Source organism: Marinobacter sp. CA1, assembly GCF_020546665.1.
GTDB lineage: Bacteria > Pseudomonadota > Gammaproteobacteria > Pseudomonadales > Oleiphilaceae > Marinobacter > Marinobacter xestospongiae.
The window spans coordinates 3,135,626-3,154,468 of the sequence record NZ_CP071785.1; the positions used below are offsets into that span (position 1 = coordinate 3,135,626).

The 18,843-nt window shown below is 60.9% G+C and carries 17 protein-coding genes; 1 reads left to right on the forward strand and 16 read right to left on the reverse strand.

Annotated features, from left to right (window positions below; genetic code table 11):
* Window positions 1–22 precede the first annotated feature (22 nt).
* The 5 genes from J2887_RS14265 to zapE form a co-directional block, all read right to left on the reverse strand.
* On the reverse strand, window positions 23–2,722 hold the full coding sequence (locus J2887_RS14265) for a LuxR C-terminal-related transcriptional regulator (protein WP_227171771.1): 2,700 nt from the start codon (window positions 2,720–2,722) through the stop codon (window positions 23–25).
* A 373-nt stretch (window positions 2,723–3,095) separates the two neighbouring features.
* Window positions 3,096–4,457: a DUF1329 domain-containing protein gene (locus J2887_RS14270; protein ID WP_227171772.1), complete on the reverse strand. Its 1,362-nt coding sequence runs from the start codon at window positions 4,455–4,457 to the stop codon at window positions 3,096–3,098.
* Window positions 4,458–4,488: 31 nt separating this feature from the next.
* Window positions 4,489–6,354: a DUF1302 domain-containing protein gene (locus tag J2887_RS14275; RefSeq protein ID WP_227171773.1), complete on the reverse strand. Its 1,866-nt coding sequence runs from the start codon at window positions 6,352–6,354 to the stop codon at window positions 4,489–4,491.
* 431 nt (window positions 6,355–6,785) lie between these two features.
* Window positions 6,786–7,967 carry a thiolase family protein gene (locus J2887_RS14280; RefSeq protein WP_227171774.1) on the reverse strand — a complete coding sequence of 394 codons (1,182 nt, stop codon included), beginning with the start codon at window positions 7,965–7,967 and terminating at the stop codon, window positions 6,786–6,788.
* 76 nt (window positions 7,968–8,043) lie between these two features.
* Window positions 8,044–9,141, reverse strand: a complete 1,098-nt coding sequence (gene zapE / locus J2887_RS14285) for a cell division protein ZapE (protein ID WP_227171775.1) — start codon at window positions 9,139–9,141, stop codon at window positions 8,044–8,046.
* A gap of 463 nt (window positions 9,142–9,604) precedes the next feature.
* Between zapE and J2887_RS14290 the strand changes: the two genes are divergently transcribed.
* Window positions 9,605–10,039, forward strand: coding sequence for a YhcB family protein (locus J2887_RS14290; protein WP_227171776.1), 435 nt, complete (start codon window positions 9,605–9,607; stop codon window positions 10,037–10,039).
* Between the two features lie 81 nt (window positions 10,040–10,120).
* Here J2887_RS14290 and J2887_RS14295 read toward each other — a convergent pair whose 3' ends face one another.
* The 11 genes from J2887_RS14295 to J2887_RS14345 all read right to left on the reverse strand — a co-directional run bounded on the left by J2887_RS14295 (window position 10,121) and on the right by J2887_RS14345 (window position 18,769).
* A complete protein-coding gene (locus tag J2887_RS14295; protein WP_324197218.1) occupies window positions 10,121–10,864 on the reverse strand; it encodes a Nif3-like dinuclear metal center hexameric protein in 744 nt (247 codons plus the stop codon).
* A complete protein-coding gene (gene hisC, locus J2887_RS14300; RefSeq protein WP_227171777.1) occupies window positions 10,864–11,919 on the reverse strand; it encodes a histidinol-phosphate transaminase in 1,056 nt (351 codons plus the stop codon). The genes J2887_RS14295 and hisC overlap by 1 nt, the downstream gene beginning before the upstream one ends.
* Window positions 11,912–13,240 carry a histidinol dehydrogenase gene (hisD, locus tag J2887_RS14305; protein WP_227171778.1) on the reverse strand — a complete coding sequence of 443 codons (1,329 nt, stop codon included), beginning with the start codon at window positions 13,238–13,240 and terminating at the stop codon, window positions 11,912–11,914. Before hisD ends, hisC begins: the two co-directional genes overlap by 8 nt.
* A 32-nt stretch (window positions 13,241–13,272) precedes the next feature.
* Window positions 13,273–13,926: an ATP phosphoribosyltransferase gene (hisG, locus tag J2887_RS14310; RefSeq protein ID WP_227171779.1), complete on the reverse strand. Its 654-nt coding sequence runs from the start codon at window positions 13,924–13,926 to the stop codon at window positions 13,273–13,275.
* A gap of 59 nt (window positions 13,927–13,985) precedes the next feature.
* Window positions 13,986–15,248: a UDP-N-acetylglucosamine 1-carboxyvinyltransferase gene (gene murA, locus J2887_RS14315; protein ID WP_227171780.1), complete on the reverse strand. Its 1,263-nt coding sequence runs from the start codon at window positions 15,246–15,248 to the stop codon at window positions 13,986–13,988.
* A 30-nt stretch (window positions 15,249–15,278) separates the two neighbouring features.
* Window positions 15,279–15,521 carry a BolA family protein gene (locus tag J2887_RS14320; protein WP_227171781.1) on the reverse strand — a complete coding sequence of 81 codons (243 nt, stop codon included), beginning with the start codon at window positions 15,519–15,521 and terminating at the stop codon, window positions 15,279–15,281.
* A gap of 62 nt (window positions 15,522–15,583) precedes the next feature.
* Entirely contained in the window at window positions 15,584–15,961 is a 378-nt protein-coding gene (locus J2887_RS14325) for an STAS domain-containing protein (protein ID WP_227171782.1), read from the reverse strand.
* Window positions 15,958–16,554 carry an MlaC/ttg2D family ABC transporter substrate-binding protein gene (locus tag J2887_RS14330; RefSeq protein ID WP_227176136.1) on the reverse strand — a complete coding sequence of 199 codons (597 nt, stop codon included), beginning with the start codon at window positions 16,552–16,554 and terminating at the stop codon, window positions 15,958–15,960. Before J2887_RS14330 ends, J2887_RS14325 begins: the two co-directional genes overlap by 4 nt.
* A gap of 164 nt (window positions 16,555–16,718) precedes the next feature.
* Window positions 16,719–17,168 carry an outer membrane lipid asymmetry maintenance protein MlaD gene (mlaD, locus tag J2887_RS14335; RefSeq protein ID WP_227171783.1) on the reverse strand — a complete coding sequence of 150 codons (450 nt, stop codon included), beginning with the start codon at window positions 17,166–17,168 and terminating at the stop codon, window positions 16,719–16,721.
* Between the two features lie 18 nt (window positions 17,169–17,186).
* A complete protein-coding gene (gene mlaE / locus J2887_RS14340) occupies window positions 17,187–17,969 on the reverse strand; it encodes a lipid asymmetry maintenance ABC transporter permease subunit MlaE (protein ID WP_227171784.1) in 783 nt (260 codons plus the stop codon).
* Window positions 17,966–18,769, reverse strand: a complete 804-nt coding sequence (locus tag J2887_RS14345; protein WP_227171785.1) for an ABC transporter ATP-binding protein — start codon at window positions 18,767–18,769, stop codon at window positions 17,966–17,968. Before J2887_RS14345 ends, mlaE begins: the two co-directional genes overlap by 4 nt.
* Between the last annotated feature and the right edge of the window lie 74 nt (window positions 18,770–18,843).

The window sequence follows — 18,843 nt, forward strand, 5'->3', positions numbered from 1 at the left end:
GACTGGCTCCGACGCCTGTTTGCTACAGGAGCCCCAGTTCCCGGGCCTTGACGATGGCCTGGGTTCTGGATCGCACGCCCAGCTTGGCGTTGATGCGGCGGGCATGGGTTTTTACGGTGTGCAGGGAGATGTGCAGACGGTCGGCAATCTCCTGGTTCGACAGTCCCATGGCAATCAGTTCCAGGACTCCAAACTCGCGATCACTGATGGGTTCCGGCAAATCCACCACCGGTGGTCGCGTAGCCGCTTCGGCCTCCAACCCAAACAGAGTCCGCAGGGCGTCCACCAGCGGAGACGCCTGTCGACCAGCCAGACCTTCCCGAACCACCTCGGCAATCTCCTCCCGCAATTCAATGAACGGGCTGATGTAATGCTCCGGCGCCGCCATTTCCAGTGCCTTCTGGAAGAACGCCAGGGCTGCTTCGCTCTGCCCCAGCCGTTGATGGGCCTGGGCCTGGAGCAGCACCACGTGTAGTTGATGGATATAAGGGTGACGGCTCAGCTCGTCCTTGCCGTACTGCTCCTGTAGTTGACTGATGGCCGCGGACTCGTCGCCGGCGACCAGAGCCACCCGGGTTTCCAGCGTATCCAGCAGCCCCGGCATCATCGGGAACAGTTCAAGCACCCGATGCTGCTTACGGAATGGCGCCAGTCGAACCATCGCCTGACGAGCACTCTCAAGTTGTCCCTGGGCCAGCCAGCAGCTGGTCTTGAGTGCTTCCAGCACTGGCACGTACACCAGCTCATCCACCTGCCAGGCCTGCATGGTACGCTCAGCCTGTCCGATCCAGGCGAATGCCTCGTCGACCTGCCCCTGGGATTTGGACAGCAGCGCCCGCAAAGCCAGGGCCAACAGCAGTGCCAGATCCCGGCCCTTTTCGGCATGACGAATGAACCGGGTCAGTAGTCGATCGACCTCGGCAGCGCGTCCCTGGTGCCACAGGATCAGGGCCAGGTTCAGCATCAGCCGTCCTTCGCCCACTCGCGGCGGCCGCGCCGGTTCACTGACCGACGTATCCAGCCCGGTCCGCAGCAGCTGCTCAGCGTGACGCAATGCGCCCTTACTCATTTCAATGCGGGCATGGGCATAAACCGTCAGGATCTCAGCCCCGGGATCTCCGGCCTGACGCGCCAGCTTCGACGCCTCACGGCTCGCGCTGCGGGCGTCGGCAAATCGTCCAAGGGCGCACCAGGCACCGGATCGCACCAATTGAGCCACCAACCGGGCATGAGTCGACAGATCGTCGGTCGCCAATGCCTGATCAGCCTCTTTCAGTGCCGCGCGGACATTGCCCTCGCCACTGAGCAGAAACGCCCGCAACGCCGACAGACGACCTTGCAGTAAACGCTGGTCTTCGGCGGACATGCCATCGATGAGCACGCAGGCTTCGGTGAACTGCCCCCCGAGGGCATGAACCCAGGCATAGACAATCTGCAAACGCGGGCTACGCTGGATCAATTCCGCCGGCAGTGATTGCCTCAACCGCAACAGTGACGCGGTATCCTGACCAATCAGCAACGCCTCGGAGCCCTCAGAGGCCACCCGAATGGCCCGTTCGGTATCGTGGCACTGCAATGCATAACGCAGGGCCTCGGTAAACTGACCTTCACGGGCAAACCAGTCACTGGCGAGAGTGGCGCGGGCCTTGCGGCCGGCGAGGGTGGTGGACAGCAGCCACTCGCGAACCAGCGGCAACAACCGGAACCAGCGCCCGCGGTTGCCTGCGCTGCGCAGTGGCAAGCCCCGCGCCATGGCGGTGGAAGGCAGGAACGAGGTGTCACACTGGCTGTCGGCAATGGCCAGGAACAGGTCGTCCGACACCACGTCCATCTCCGCCATCACCGCCAGTGAGCGCACTTGAGTTGGCGTCAGTTCGGCAGTGACGGCACTGCGGAGAAACGCCACGACGCTTCGGGCTTCCTGAACCGGCAGGCGGTCTTCACCCCGCTCTTCCACCTCCAGGCGATAGAGCGCCAGCGGTGTCAGCCAGCCTTCGGTCAGATGATACAGGTGTTCAACGGCAATCTGGGTGACCTGTTGACGCTCAAGCAATGGCTGGTAGAAAGCTGCCGTTTCACTGCGAGACAATTCCAGGGTATCGGCGGTGAGGCGAGTGAAGCGCCCACCCAGTTCGTAACTGTGGGTCTCGAAGGACAGGGCCCGCCGCGAAAGCAGCACCAGCGCAAGCCCCGGGGGAAGTCGATCCAGCAGCTGGGTCAGCAGAGCTGTGCCGTCCTGACTCTGGACCCGGTCTACCCGATCCAGCACCAGCACCTCGGTGGCCTCGCCGCTATTCGCGAGATTAGCCAGCAACCATTCCAGTGCATCATTGAGGGATTGGCCGCGCCCCGGCGCGGGTACCGAATCGACATCGGATACCCCCAATGCCAGTGACAGCAACATGAACAGGCGCTGGGGATCATTGTCCTGGTCCTGCAGTGATACCCAGCGAACCCGCGACAGCTCGCGGCCGGAACTTAACAGGGCCGACTCCAGTTCACGGGATTTGCCGTACCCGGCAGGCGCTTCAATGTGGAGAATACTGCCCGGCTCAATGGCCTTGCAGATGCGTTCGGTCAGGGCCGGGCGCGGAAAGATATCGGCACCAGGCCGGGGAGACTGCACCCGGTGTCGGAGCAGGTCCCAAACCAGTCTGCCCTTCTCTGTTCGCTCAGCCAGGCCTTCGTCGTTGGCCGCCGGATAGTTGTCGAACGCCTTCACTGGATACCCGCCCCCAGCTCCACTACCAGACTGCAAACTGGCTGTCGAAGCAAATCGTGTTGATTCCGGGGAAACCCTGAGAGGTGCAAAAGGATGGTGTGGCCGATGCCCAGCACAGCCCGTTCGTCCGGCTGATTCAGCGATTCCCCAGGTGTGACTTCTGAACGGCGACCTACGTCGGGTACGCCTTTAGTATGAGTGCGACAGAGATTAAACCAGAAAAAGTGTGAACTGCAAAATAATTGACAGCTTGTCAGGCTTGCGGTGACAAATATCAAACAGTTGTTTACGCGAAAAAAAACGGCAGGGTCTCCCCTGCCGTTGGTTGTTGCGATGGGTCAAGGTGCCTCACTGAGCCACCCTGAACCCGGTCTTAGCGTGTTCCAGCGCGACGCAATGCGCCTGGTGTGTACTCACGGGAAGAGCGCTCAACACCGAAAGTGTACGGGTCGTTCTCTTCATTGGTCAGGCCCAGCGCCAGGTAGCGCCCGGACAGCAGGTCGTACAGGACTTCAATGGCGTACCAGGGCACTTCCTGATCGTAGAAGTACATGCTGTGGGCTTCAGCCACACGCCACAGCTCACCACGGCCGTCGTAATGATCGATCACCGCCGCCTGCCAGGTGTCTTCGTCGATGTAGAAGTCACGGCTGGCGTAGATGTGGCGCTCACCCTCTTTCAGAGTGGCACGGACGTGCCAGACCCGGTGCAGCTCGTAACGGGTGTACTGCTGGTTGATATGGCCGGCCTTGACCAGCTCTTCATAGCTCAGGTCACGGTCCACTAGCTCGTAGGAGTTGTAGGGGATGTACATCTCCTTCTTGCCCACCAGCTCCCAGTTGTAGCGATCGGGTGCACCGTTGAACATGTCAAAGTTGTCAGACGTCCGCATGCCGTCTGCCGCGGTACCCGGACCGTCGTAGGCAACCTGGGGCGCGCGACGTACACGACGCTGACCGGCGTTGTATACCCAGGCACGACGGGGCTCGGCGACCTGGTCGATAGTCTCGTGAACCAGCAGTACGTTACCCGCCAGACGGGCCGGCGCAGTGATGGCCTGCTTGAAGTAGAACAGCACGTTCGGATCTTCGTTGGGATCGTAATCCTTCAGGCCGGCACGCCAGGTCAGCTCGTCCTGGAATTTGACGACACTGTAGGCACCGTTCTCCTGCGGGGTAACCTGGCCCACGTTACGCTGGACCGAACCACCCCGGTAACGGGTGATGTGGTTCCAGATCACTTCCAGGCCGTTCTGGGGAATCGGGAATGGCGTAGCGTCCTGGTAGTTCGCCAGACCGTTACCACCTTCCACCAGCTCTACCGAGGTCGCATTGGCAATGGTTTGCTGCTCAATGGACTCCGGGTAGGCCGAAGTGCGATGGGTCGGATACACCGGCATCACGTAATCGTCGTATTTCTTGATCATCGCCACCTGCCCCGGTGACAGACGATCTGAGTACTGCTCGACGTTGCTCTGGTCGATGGTGAACAGCGGTTCCTCGTTGGCGAATGGATCAACGTAGATACCGTCGCCTTTGTAGCCCGCCGGTACGGACTGCATGCCACCGTCCCAGGCCGGGATTTCATCGCCGTTACCGGCCTTCTCGGCACCGATCGGCGTCAGGGTGTCACCCAGTTTCGCGGCTTCGTCGGCAGAAACCTTGCCATAGGCATTGGCGGTCAGCAGTGATGCCGCCAGGATGCCGGAAACCAGAAGTTTTTTGTTCGTTCTCATTGTCATACCTCTTTAGACGAATGCTGGCCGATCAAAACGAGTAGGAGATGCTTGCGCTGACAAAATCCCGATCAGTAATCTCGTTGTAAGGCTTGCCACCAAAGAAGTTGGTGTAGCCGATCGAACCGGTGTACTTGTTCTGGTAGGTACCACCCAGGGACAGGCCAAGCGCCTTGCTGCCTTCGTTGAAGTTGCCACCCGGCTGCGGCGCATAACCCTGAACGTCGTGACTCCACGCCAGTTGAGGCTTCAGGTTGATACCGGCGATGGCATTGGGGTAATCCCACACCAGACGGGCACGGTAGCCCCAGGAGAAATCAGTGGTAAAGCCATCGTTAGTGCAGTAGTTGGTGTTGATGTTCAACGCCGCACCAGTCGCGCCAGAGCCATCACAGGCGCCACCTGGCAGCTTACCAATACCGAAGGTACCGGAGCGCCCGAACCTGGCTTCATCCGTGTCCGGCAGGTCATGCACGTACGTTGCACCAAACTCGGTAATGAACGACAAACGACTGGCACCCATCACCTGATCGAAGAACTTGACCAGGGTGAACTGTGCCTGGGAGACCTTGAAGCGGTCCCAGCCTTCAATGGCCTGACCACTCAGGTCGGCGCCACCGGCTTCTGCCTGACGCTGCTGCTGCAGCAGACTGACCGGCAGGCCGGTTTCGGGGTTGATCACCTGGCTACCGCCCAGCAGCAGCTCGAAGGCGTTCCACTGCAGCGGCACGTTGTCGCGGAAGCTGTACTCCGCACCCAGTGACCAGCCACCCGGCGTGGTGGTGTTGATACTGACGCCATAGAGGTTGATGTTCTCCGGGTACTCGATGAAGTACGACGGGAACCGGCGGCCGTTGGCCGGATCATTCACGATGCCGCTGATGTAGGGGAAGCGGCTGTTGTACTTGATGTAATAGAAACCCAGCTCAGAATCGTTCAGTTCCGGAATGTACCAGCGCATGGCAACCCCGAACTGATCTTTCTCATCCGGCTCGCGGTCGCCGACTCTCGGTGCGATGAAGCCCTGGTTGTAGGCGTCAAAATCCGGCAGCTGGCCAGCCAGCAGCACCGGGCCACAGCCATCAGCGGCAAAATCCGAGGTGGAGAAGAAGGTGCCGCAGTCGTCCGGACGCACTGGCTCCCAGTCGGTCTGAACAAAGGCTTCGAGAGTAATGTTTTCGGTGACACCGGCCGACAGGTAGAGCATTTCCACCGGCAGCAGGGCTTCCTTGACCTCAGAGCCCGGTGCGCGGAAGGCCTGCACATCCACCGGGTTGATGGTGTTGATACCACCCCGGATAAAGGTGCTCTCACCCCAGCTGACCACCTGGTTGCCGTAGCGCACGCTCAGCGGCACATTGCCCAGATACCAGTCGGTGAAGATGTAGGCGTCGAGGAATTCGCCGCCAGAGGCATTGGCCTTGGCCTGGCTGTTAAGTTCACGGCGGTTGCCCACCGGGTCCACCGCACGCATTTCATCCTTGAGCTCAAAATCGTACCAGTACTTGCCACGAACGAAGCCGCCAACGCGAGTGAGCACATCGCTGTCGACGTCGTAGCTGAGGAACAGCTCACTGGTGCCCTTGACGATCTTGGACACCGTGTCGCCTTTTTCAAAGTTCAGGTTGCCGTCGTCATAGTTATTGGTGGAAGCACCGATATTGGCCATGGAGCCGCCCGGAGCGTATTCCGGTCCAAGGTTGCCCTGAGCGATCAGTCGACGGTCCCGTTCTTCCACGCGCCAGGTGGCGCCGGCGGACAGGGTGGTGTCAAAAGAGGCTTCCACATCCCCTACATAGAATGAAAACGCTGACGCCTGACCGGACATGCCAGCTGCAACAGCTACGGCCAAAGGCAGTTTGGCCCAGGTTTGCCGTTGATGAGTTTTTCTTGTCATTGGAAGGCTACTCCATTGTTGTTCTGAGTCGCTACTCGATACTTCAGTGCTCTCGGATGATTGGTGCTCACGATCGGAGACTTCACGCACAGTGCCCGTGATGTTGGCACTATAGCTAAGGGGGCTGGGGGCTTTGATCAGTCAAAAGTATGATTTTCCATTCATTCTGGCAGTCCCGGCCGTACTCCTGGCGCGCTTGCCCTACCACTGCACGGCACTTTCCGGCGGGCTCGCACTGCCTCACTATAGCCAACAAACCCAGAGCCAACCAGCTTGCCAGGCTATTGAATCAAAAGGCGCAGGAGCGCTACGGCAACGTCGGCTACAGGCAACCGGCATAGGTCTGTACGGAGAACACGGTCGGGCATCAGCCGCCCACGGGGACAATCGGGGAGTGAACCCCGCCGGAAACATCCGACGGGGCTGAGGGATTACAGCAGTTCGATGGCCATGGCGGTGGCTTCACCGCCACCAATGCACAATGCGGCCACGCCTTTTTTCTTGCCGTAGCGCTGCAGCGCGTACATCAGGGTCACCAGCAGCCGTGAGCCGGTGGAGCCAACCGGATGGCCCTGGGCGCAGGCGCCGCCGTGGACATTGACCTTTTCCGGGTCCAGACCAAGCTCACGGATCGGCATCATCGCCACCATCGCAAAGGCCTCGTTGATCTCATACAGATCCACCTCGTCCTGACTCCAGCCGGTTTTCTCGAACAGGGTCTTGATAGCACCTACCGGTGCACACGTGAACTCGGACGGATGCTGGGAGTGGGTGCTGTGGGCAACGATACGTGCCAGCGGTTTGAGCCCCCGACGCTCGGCTTCCGCCTCGTTCATCAGCACCAGGGCCGAGGAACCGTCTGAAATGGAGGATGCGTTGGCGGCCGTAACCGTGCCGTCCTTGCTGAAGGCCGGACGCAGAGTGCGGATTTTGTCCAGGTTGGCGGTCATGGGCTGCTCGTCATCTTCCACCACGGTCTCGCCCTTACGGGTCTTCACCGTCACCGGCACAATCTCGTCTTTCAGCAGACCTTCCTTGATCGCCCGCTGCGCCCGCTCCAGGGACTGGATGGCGTAGTCGTCCATCTCTTCCCGGGTGTAGCCTTTCTTGTCGGCCATGTCCTGGGCGAAAGCGCCCATCAGGCGGCCGGTTTCCGCATCCTGCAGGCCGTCAAAGAACATGTGGTCCTGGGCGGCATCACCGGCGCCCATACGGTAGCCCTTGCGGGCATTGAGCAGCAGGTAGGGAGCATTGGTCATGCTCTCCATGCCCCCGGCGACCATGACGTCGTTAGTGCCGGCCTTGATCAGGTCATGCGCCAGCATGGTGGCCTTCATGCCAGAACCACACAGCTTGTTGATGGTGGTGGCACCGGTGCTGTCCGGCAGGCCAGCCTGACGCATAACCTGGCGGGCGGGGCCCTGTTTGAGGCCAGCCGGCAGGACGTTGCCCAGAATAATTTCCTGCACATCCGCTGCATCAATACCGGCGCGTCGGACCGCCTCGGAAACGCTGGCCGCGCCCAGATCAATCGCGGAAAGCGGACTCAGGCTGCCCTGAAAACCACCCATTGGGGTACGCACCCCACTGACAATTACGACGTTGTTGCTCATTTTCTGTGGACCTCTCGTTGTCTGGTGACCGAAATAGCCGGCCACTCGTTATTCTGTGCTTGCAGTTGGAACCAGCTCAGGGTTTATGAGGTGCTTCCAGGTACTCCCGGGACTGCATTTCCAGCAGGCGGGATTCCGTACGTTCAATCTCGAAACTCAGCCGGCCCCCGGCATAAAGCTCGGTAATGGGCGCCTCCGCCGAGATAATCACCTTGACGTTGCGGTCGTAAAACTCATCAATCATGTTGATGAAACGGCGGGCCTGGTCGTCCTTATCACCGCCCAGCACCGGCACGTTACTGACAATGATGGCGTGAAACTCTCGCGCCAGCTCGATGTAGTCGTTCTGGCTTCGTGGACCGTCGCACAGCTCATTGAACTCAAACCAGACCACATCGTCGGCGTGGCGGCGAGCCTGAATTTTGCGGCCGTTCACTTCCAGCTCCAGGGTATGGCTGGCGGCATCAAGGGCCAGCGCCTCGTAGCTGCGGGCCAGACTGGCTTCAGCCAGCTCGCCAAGCGGCGAATGGTAGAGCTCCGCCTGTTCCAGGGTCCGTAGCCGGTAGTCAACACCGCCGTCCACGTTCACCACGTCGGTGTGTCTCTTGACCAATTCAATGGCGGGCAGAAAACGGGCCCGCTGCAAACCGTCCTTGTACAGCCCGTCCGGCACAATGTTGGAGGTGCATACCAGGGTGACACCGCGACTGAACAACCCATCCATCAACGTCGCCAGGATCATGGCGTCACCAATGTCGGAGACGAAGAACTCGTCAAAGCAAATTACACAGGTTTCGTCGGCAAAGCGGCGTGCCACCAGTTCCAGCGGATTCTTCTCGCCCTTGAGGGTTTTCAGCTCGTTGTGAACGCGCTGCATAAAACGGTGAAAATGCACCCGCATTTTGCGCTCGAACGGCAGGGCCTCAAAGAAGGTGTCCATCAGGTAGGTCTTGCCACGGCCAACCCCACCCCAGAAGTACAATCCCTGCACCGGCTCCTGACGGCCGCCCCGGAGCTTGCGACGCAGCTTGGCCATGGCCGAATTACGCTGCTCCTCAGCGTCGACCAGTTTGTCGTAAAGCGCCTGCAGACGTCTGACCGCGTCTTCCTGGGCGGCATCGGGGTGAAAGTCAGGACGGGTAAGATCGTTCTGGTAGCGTTCCCAGGGTGTCATCAATGGTTCCCAGCGTTGTAGAGCCCAAGCGTTGTAGTACCCAAAGGTTGTAGTACCCAGATACTGTGGTGCCCAGGTGTTGTTGCATCAGGAGCCTGACGGGCTCCCCGGCATGTTAAGCGGCGTGTGTGCAGGCCATTTGACGGCCCGTTGCCACACACGGGATGAATCTGGAGGCCGGCTATTTTCCACAATTTTGCCGTCCTGCGCCAATCGGGGGTGACGCCTGTTGCGATATACGACGTTTGGCGCAACGCCTCCCCATGGGCGGACGGCGACTGCGGCGCTATACTCTGTAAGCCACCGCGCGCATAATCGGATCAACAATCAGACTGCCGGCCCATCCCTCAAGTCTGACAGTCCGGCACCAACGCTGAGAACGTCAGCGCTTCGGGTCAGGACGGTAACGGCAGCGGTTAGCTATTCATGACACAGGCATTCACGACAAAGGACAGCATCACCTATGACTAACCTGATTCTGGCAGCGATCGCCGCGCTTATCGTCGGCATCGTCATCGGCGTGTTCATCGGGCGCTCTGGACAGGGCTCCACCCTGCGGCAGCGTCGTGCCGAGCAGCAGATTGATGAGGTGCGCAACGAATTCACCCGTTACCAGGCCCAGGTCAACGAGCATTTCATGGAGTCCGCGCACCTGCTGCGTCGCTTCAACGATGCCTACCGCGACGTGAATCAGCACATGGCTCGTGGCGCCAACCGGCTGTGCAATGACGAGGACTGGCTGGAAGGTCTGGACGAAGACAGCCGGGCACGGCTGGAAGATGATCGTGAGGACGGCGTTGAGCCGCCACGGGATTACGCACCCAAGAGCGACCCGAGTGAGAAAGGCACCCTGGCCGAAGATTACGGCCTGTCGGCGAAATCCCGGGAACAGGCCTGAGCAGGCACAAGTTCAGCCGAGCAATAGGCCCGGACTAGAAACCACCAAGCAGGGCAAGCCTGCTTGGTGGTGGCAAACCGGTTACACCGGATTGTCGCAATCCACAAAACGATGTTCCAGGCCGAACTTGTCCGCCAGCGCCTGCCCCAATGCCTTCACCCCATAGCGCTCCGTCGCATGATGACCGGCCGCGTAGTAGTGAATGCCGCACTCCCGCGCGGTATGGGTGGTGGGCTCTGAAATCTCGCCACTGATAAACGCATCCAGCCCCGCATCCAGCGCCTTGGCAATGTAACCCTGGGCCGCACCGGTACACCAGCCGACACGGCGGATACGCTCCGCTCCCATGCCGACGTGCAACGGCTGACGCCCCAACGCCTGACTTAGGTGGGCCGCCAGCGCCTCCGGGGTCATCGGTACAGCCAGCTCTCCCTGCCACACCAGCCCATCCAGCGGACGCGGATTGCCGATACCCAGCACCTCGGCCAGCTGTCGATTGTTACCGTATTCCGGGTGGTCATCCAACGGTAGATGGTAAGCCACCAGATTGATGTCGTGGGCCAGCAGCGTTTTCAAACGGGCCCGCTTCATGCCGGTGACCGCCTGGGGCTCCCCTTTCCAGAAGTAACCGTGGTGGACCAGGACAAGGTCGGCCCCGTCAGCCACGGCGGCATCCAGAAGAGCCTGGGACGCCGTCACACCGGAGACGATCCGGTGTACCTGGGCGGAGCCCTCCACCTGCAGGCCGTTGGGGCAGTAGTCCTGGAACGTCTCGGGAGTCAGCCACTGCTCCAGAGTTGCCATGAGCTCCGCGCGTTCTGCCATTACAGCACCTCCTTCAGCGCCCCCAGCAGGGCGTCTGTCTGAGCCCGGGTGCCGATGGTAATGCGAAGGAAATCCTCAATCCGCGGCTTGTTGAAATGCCGCACAATGACCTTGCGCTCCCGCAGACCGGCGGCGAGCACCTCGCCACGGTGGTCGGGATGACGCGCCAGCACGAAATTGGCCATGGACGGCAACACCTCAAACCCCAGGTCTGTCAATGCCGCGGTCAGGCGCTTGCGCTCGGCCATCACACCGTCACAACTGTCGCGGAACCAGGCCTCGTCTTCGAATGCCGCCACAGCACCTGCCTGCGCCACCCGATCCAGGGGGTAGGAATTGAAGCTGTCCTTGACCCGGCGCAGCCCTTCAATCAGTTCCGGGCTGCCTACGGCCAGACCAACCCGCAACCCGGCCAGGGAACGGGACTTGGACAGGGTCTGGGTCACCAGCAGGTTGGGATAGCGGTTGACCAGAGTGATGGCGGTATCGCCACCGAAATCCACATAGGCTTCATCGACCACCACCACCCGCTCCGGGTTGGCCTTGAGGATTTCCTCAACCTGCATCAGGGGCAGGAAGCACCCGGTTGGAGCGTTGGGGTTGGGAAAGATGATACCGCCGTTGTCACAGCGGTAATCCGCCGGATCAATCTCAAACGCGCTGGTCAGCGGAACCGGCTTGGCCTCGATGCCATACAGATTGCAGTAGACCGGATAGAAGCTGTAGCTGATGTCCGGGAACAACACCGGCGCGTCGTGCTGGAACAGACCAAAGAAGATGTGGGCCAACACTTCGTCGGAACCGTTGCCGACGAACACCTGATCCCGGCCCACGCCGTAATAGTCGGCAATGGTCTGGCACAGGCGCTCAGATTCCGGGTCCGGGTACAGTTTGAGCTCGTCTGCCACCACCGTTTTCATGGCAGCGACGGCCTTCGGCGACGGGCCGAAGGGGTTCTCGTTGGTGTTGAGTTTGACCAGGTTGCGAACCTTGGGCTGCTCACCCGGCACATACGGCGTCAGCTCGTGTACCCGCGGGCTCCAGAACTTACTCATCGCCCTGCCCTCCTTCGCTCTGAATGCGGTACTCGGCGGAGCGGGCGTGGGCGGTCAGCCCTTCGCCTCGAGCCAGTACCGACGCCACCTTACCCATCTCGCTGGCACCGGCGGCAGAAAAACCAATCAGCGACGATCGTTTCTGGAAATCGTAGACTCCCAACGGCGACGAGAACCGTGCAGTGCCGGATGTGGGCAGTACGTGATTGGGGCCGGCACAATAGTCTCCCAGGGCTTCGGCGGTGTAACGCCCCATGAAGATGGCGCCGGCGTGACGGATCGCCTCAACCAACGCCTCCGGGTCGGCCACCGACAGCTCCAGGTGTTCCGGCGCGATGCGGTTGCTGACCTCGGCGGCCTGCACCAGATCAGCCACCTCAATCAACGCCGCCCGGTCATTCAGCGAACGGGCAATGATCTCAGCGCGCTCCATGGTCGGCAGCAACCTGTGAATACTGGCCTCGACCCGATCCAGATAGTCGCCATCCGGGCAGATCAGGATCGATTGCGCCTGCTCGTCATGTTCGGCCTGGGAAAACAGGTCCATGGCAATCCAGTCCGGATCGGTCTCGCCATCGCAGATCACCAGGATCTCAGACGGGCCGGCGATCATATCGATACCGACGGTGCCAAACACCTCTCGCTTGGCCGTCGCCACGAAGATGTTGCCCGGTCCCACGATCTTGTCCACCGCCGGAATGGTCTCAGTACCGTAGGCCAGCGCAGCCACGGCCTGGGCACCGCCGACAGTGAACACCCGGTCGACGCCGGCGATGGCCGCCGCCGCCAGCACCATGTCGTTCTGCACGCCGGCCGGCGTCGGCACCACCATGATAACTTCGGCAACCCCGGCCACCTTGGCTGGAATGGCGTTCATCAGTACCGATGACGGGTACGCTGCCTTACCACCGGGCACGTAGAGGCCCGCGCGATCCAGCGGCGTGACTTTCTGGCCAAGCACGGTGCCATCCGCTTCCTGGTATTGCCAGGAGTCCTGGCGCTGGCGCTGGTGATACCCGCGGACGCGCTCTGCCGCCTGCTCCAGCGCCTCCCGCTGATCGGCGGGAATGGCCTCAAGGGCCTGCTGCAGGCGCGCCTGGGAGATTTCCAGTTCCGCGAGCGACGCCACGCTGACCTGGTCAAACTTCGCGGTGAACTCCAGTACCGCGGCATCCCCACGGGTCCTCACCTGATGCAGGATATGACGCACCGACTCATTCACCTGATGGTCCACACTGTCTTCCCAGGCCAGGAGGCGGGCAAGTTCAGTATCGAAGTCAGCCTGGGCGGCCGACAACCGGGTAATGGCAAGGTCTGTCATAACGTAATCCTGCTGTGAGGAGTGGTTGGTGTTTACGCGGGTTCCGCGTTTTTGCGACGGGCCACCGCAGCGCCCATCTTCTCGATGATGGGTTGCAGGCGGTCGTGTTTCATTTTCATTGAGGCCCGGTTGGCCACCAGGCGGGTACTGATGTGTTCAATCAGCTCCCGGGGCTCCAGGCCGTTGGCTTTGAGGGTGTTGCCGGTATCGACAATGTCAACAATCTCATCCGCCAGCCCGAGAATCGGGGCCAGCTCCATAGCGCCGTAGAGCTTGATGATATCGGCCTGGCGGCCCTGGGCGGCGTAATAACGACGAGCCAGGTTGACGAACTTGGTGGCTACCCGCACACGCCCCTGGGGGGCTTCCTGCCCCTTGGGGCCGGCCGTCATCAGCCGGCAGCGGGAGATATTCAGATCCAGCGGCTCGTAAAGGCCGTCGCCACCGTGCTCCATCAGTACGTCTTTGCCGGTCACGCCCAGATCGGCGCCGCCGTACTGGACGTAGGTGGGCACATCAGTGGCCCGGATAATGAGGATACGGACGTTGGGGTCGGTGGTCGGAAACACCAGCTTGCGGGACTTCTTGATGTCGTCGACCAGCTCAATGCCGGCCTCCTTCAACAGGGGCAGGGTCTCCTCAAGAATACGCCCCTTGGACAGGGCGATGGTGATGCTGTCAGTCATTGTGCCTTCCGCTTGTTTGTTGTCACGCCTGGCCACAGCCTTTGACCGCGGCCAGGTTGTCACGCTGGCAGGCGACGAATGCTACCGCCCAACAGTTGCAGTTTCTCTTCAATACACTCGTAACCACGGTCGATGTGGTAGATCCGGTCTACCACGGTATCGCCGTCTGCCACCAGGCCGGCAATCACCAGGCTCGCCGATGCCCGCAGGTCGGTCGCCATAACCGGTGCACCATGGAGGTGGTCAACGCCCTTGATGATTGCCGCGTTGCCTTCCAGGGTAATGTCTGCGCCCATGCGAATCAGCTCCTGCAGATGCATGAAGCGATTCTCAAACACCGTCTCGACGATGGTTCCGGTACCCTCGGCGACGGTGTTCATGGCGGCGAACTGGGCCTGCATGTCGGTGGGAAACGCCGGATACGGTGCGGTCCGCAGGCTGACAGCGCGGGGCCGGTTGCCCTTCATGTCCAGCTCGATCCAGTTGTTGCCGTGGCAGATGGTGGCGCCCGCCTCTTCCAGCTTCAGCAGCACCGCTTCCAGCAGGTCTTCACGGGTATCCTTGAGCTTGACCCGCCCGCCGGTCGCCGCTGCGGCCACCAGGTAAGTCCCGGTTTCCACCCGATCCGGCAGAACGTCATAGTGGCAGCCATGCAACCGCTCGACGCCATGAATCTCGATGGTGGCAGTACCGTGACCACGGATATCGGCGCCCATGGCAATCAGGCATTCCGCCAGATCCACCACTTCCGGTTCCCGCGCCGCATTTTCAAGGATGGTTTTGCCGTCAGCCAGCGCCGCAGCCATCATCAGATTCTCGGTGCCGGTCACGGTGACGGTATCGAGGAAGATGTGGGCACCTTTCAGGCGACCGTTGGAGCGCGCCTTGATGTAGCCATTCTCAACCTTGACCTCGGCGCCCATCTGCTGGAGCCCGTGGATGTGCAGGTTGACCGGCCGGCTGCCGATGGCGCAGCCACCAGGCAGCGACACTTCCGCCTCGCCAAAGTGGGCCACCAGCGGTCCCAGCACCAGGATCGACGCCCGCATGGTTTTAACCAGCTCGTAGGGGGCGTGGAAATGCTTGATGGTGTTGGCGTGCACCTCGACGCTCATTTTCTCGTCGATCATCAGCTCCACCCCCATACGACCGAGCAGCTCGATCATGGTGGTGATGTCATTGAGGTGCGGCAGGTTGCCTACGGTGACAGGTTCGTCCGCCAGCAGGGTCGCGGCCAGGATCGGCAATGCCGAGTTCTTGGCACCGGAAATGCGGATCTCGCCATCAAGCGGCTTGCGGCCACGAATCAGTAGTTTGTCCAAAATCGTCTTCCTGTTGCACGTGGGCCAGAATCAGGCCTGGCGGGCGGCCCATTGAGCGGGAGTAAATGCTTTGATGGTCAGCGCGTGGATGGTGCCTTCGGCCAACTGCTGCTCAAGGGCGCCGTAGATCAGCTGTTGTTTCTTAACCGGCGACAGACCTTCAAATCGGTCTCCCACCGCCACCACCAGGTAGTGATTGCCTTCACTCTGAACGTCAATCTCACAATCCGGCAATGCCTGTTTTACCAGCTCGGCGACTTCGCGGGCTTCCATAGAACGGTCCTCGGGGGAAAATCAATACAAGGCGGGAATTGTACCCAATAATCGAACGCAGGTCAGCCGGCGGCTGGATGGGGAGCAGCAGGATGGCTGGCGGTATCGGGAGCGGGTTCAGGCGTGCTGTCCGGCTGCAGGCCGGCAAGGCAGTGATCTACCCCGCCCAGGGCTGCCAGCGCGACCAAGTCATCCGGGGCATTACAATAGCGCAACGGTCGCTGTTGCGCCGCTGCCAATCGCTGCCAACACAGCAGCAGCGACAACAGCACACTGCTGGCGCCGGTCACACCAGCAAGGTCCAGCTCCAGCAGGCCCTCACCCTGACGAATGCGGGCGTCGCCGTCTCGGCGCAGGGCCAGCACGGAGTCGGGCGTGATCACACCGCTCAACGCCAGTGCACCGCCCGCTCCTGTGAGTTCACAAGGGGCTCCGGTCACGAACCGGCGGCCTCGTCTTCCAGCTGCTCGACAGCGCCAGTCCAGCCATCAATCACCGCCTGCACATCGCCGCGGTTCTGTTCCATTTCCTGGCTGAACCGGTCGCGGAACGCCAGACCGATGTTGATGCCTTCCACAATGACATTTTCCATCATCCAGTCCTGACCTTCCTTGCGATACATGGAGTAGGTCACCGGGTACCGGTTGCCCTCGGCGGTGATGACTTCCATCAGCACCGAGGCCCGCTCGTCATTGCTGGGATTGATCTGGGCTTCCTTGATCTCGATCTGGAAATCCTGGGACTGCACCAGAGCCTGGGCGTAGCTGTCGAACAGGCTGCGCTTGAACTTCTCGACGAAGGCATCCCGCTGCTCCGGTGAGGCCTGGCGCGCGTAACGCCCCATCACCCGTGCCGCGATCCGACGGAAATCGACAAAGTCGTCCAGCGTGTCTTCCATATTGTGGTAGAACGCCTCGGGATCACTGTCGTAGAGGCCCTTCTCAGCGTTGAGTTTGGACACCAGTTTCTGGGTGCTGTCATCGACATACTGACGCAGCGCCTCGTCGGCACTGACCGTCACGGAGAACATCATCACCAATACCGCCAGCGTCCATCTGGATACGGATTGCGCCATCACTTGCATAACCTACTCCCTTGTTTCAATAATCTTGTTTCTTGCCTTGGGCCCGGGCATGGCCCGAGCCTTGCCGAATCGGTCGACTCTGATTCTGGATGGCCCTCACAACCATCGGGCAATCAGCGGCCGGAGGCAAAGTTGCTGATTACCCGCTCCAGGTTCAACGCGGACTGGGTTGAATAGAAGACATCACCATCTTTCATGGGGTCTTCCTCTATACCCACCGAAATATCAATGTACTGCTCCCCCAGCAATCCGGATGTACGTATTATCGCGGAACTGTCGCTGGGAATGTTTTTCACCGACGCATCGATTTCCAGCGTTGCCTTGGCCTGGAACGTCTCCGGATCGAGCACCACCTCGCGGATGTGCCCCACCGTGACCCCTGCCATCGACACCCGCCCGCGGGCCGACAAGCCGCCGGCGTCATTGAAGCGGGCGTAAACCGTGTAGGTATCGGCCCTCGCCCCCGGTGCCAGTCCGCTGACCTGCAGGGCCAGGAACAGCAGCGCCGCACACCCCGCCACCATAAACAGCCCCACCAGGATTTCCGTAGTCCGTGTCGTCATGACGCTCCCAAAGCCCCCTTAAAAGCCGCCGAACATCACGGCGGTCAAGACAAAATCCAGCCCCAGTACCGCCAGCGAGGAATACACCACTGTGCGGGTGGTCGCCGCACTGATACCCGCCGACGTGGGCACACAATCGTAGCCCTGGAATACCGCGATCCAGGAGCAGACCACTCCAAACACCAGACTCTTGATCAAGCCATTGACCACGTCATCCAGGAATGCCACGGAGGACTGCATGCTGCTCCAGAACGATCCGGCATAGACGCCCAGCCAGTCGACGCCAACCAGCATGCCGCCCCAGATGCCCACCGCAGAAAAAATCATTGCCAGCACCGGCATAGCGATGAAGCCTGCCCAGAGCCGCGGGGCCGCGACTCGTCGCAATGGATCCACGCCCATCATTTCCAGACTGGCGAGCTGTTCGGTGGCCTTCATCAGACCAATCTCGGCCGTGAGCGCCGAACCTGCGCGGCCAGCGAACAACAAGGCTGTCACCACCGGCCCGAGCTCCCGCACCAGGGTCAGTGCAATCATCTGGCCAATGGCCTCTTCGCTGCCGTAGTCGCTGAGAATCGTGTATCCCTGCAACCCCAGCACCATGCCAATAAACAGTCCGGAGACCACTACGATCGCCAGTGACAATACCCCGACGGCATACAACTGTTTGATCAACAGGCGGAAACCGCCATTCTGGCCGGGCGCGCCCCAGAGCGCGCCAGACAGAAACAGACCGGCGCGCCCCCAGGTCGACAGCAGCGTCAACCCATAGCGGCCCAGCCTCGCCAGGGCATCCGTCATTGGCCATTCCCCCAGTCGGTGGCCCGATCCGGCGCCGGATAATGGAATGGCACCGGCCCATCGGGCTGCCCCTGAAGGAATTGCTGCACCTGCTCCGAGCCATGCTGGCGCAGCTCGTCCGGTGTGCCCTCACCGATCACCCGGCCATCGGCAATGATGAAGGCGTGATGGCAGATGCTGAAAGATTCCGGCACGTCGTGGGATACCAGAACGCTGGTCAGACCCATGGTGCGATTGAGGTCACGGATCAGCTTCACCAAGACCCCCATGGCAATCGGGTCCTGGCCGGCAAAGGGTTCGTCGTACATGATCAGCGCCGGATCAAGGGCAATACTGCGGGCCAGTGCGACCCGTCGGGTCATACCGCCGGACAGCTCTGCCGGCATCAGGTCCCGGGCACCGCGCAGACCAACGGCTTCCAGCTTCATCAGAACGATATCGCGAATCATGTCGTCCGGCAGCCGGGTGTGGACCCGGAGGGGAAAGGCGACATTCTCAAACACCGACAGATCGGTAAACAGGGCGCCGCTCTGGAACAGCATGCCCATGGTCTCCCGCAACCGGTAAAGCGCCTTACGACCCAGTTTCGGCACTTCCTCGCCATCCACCAGAACCCGGCCTGACGACGGCTTCAGCTGGCCACCGATCATTTTCAGCAGGGTGGTCTTACCGGTGCCGCTGGGGCCCATGATGGCTGAGATTCGCCCCCGTGGGATCGACAACGACACACCGTCAAAAATCGTGCGACCGTTGCGGGCGAAGACAACGTCTTCCAGGACAATATGGGGAGAAGGGTCCATGACAGAATCTGGCGGCTATCCAAGCTGGAACGGTTGGCGCTTACAGTATGCCAAGGCTGCCGCAAGCTCAATCG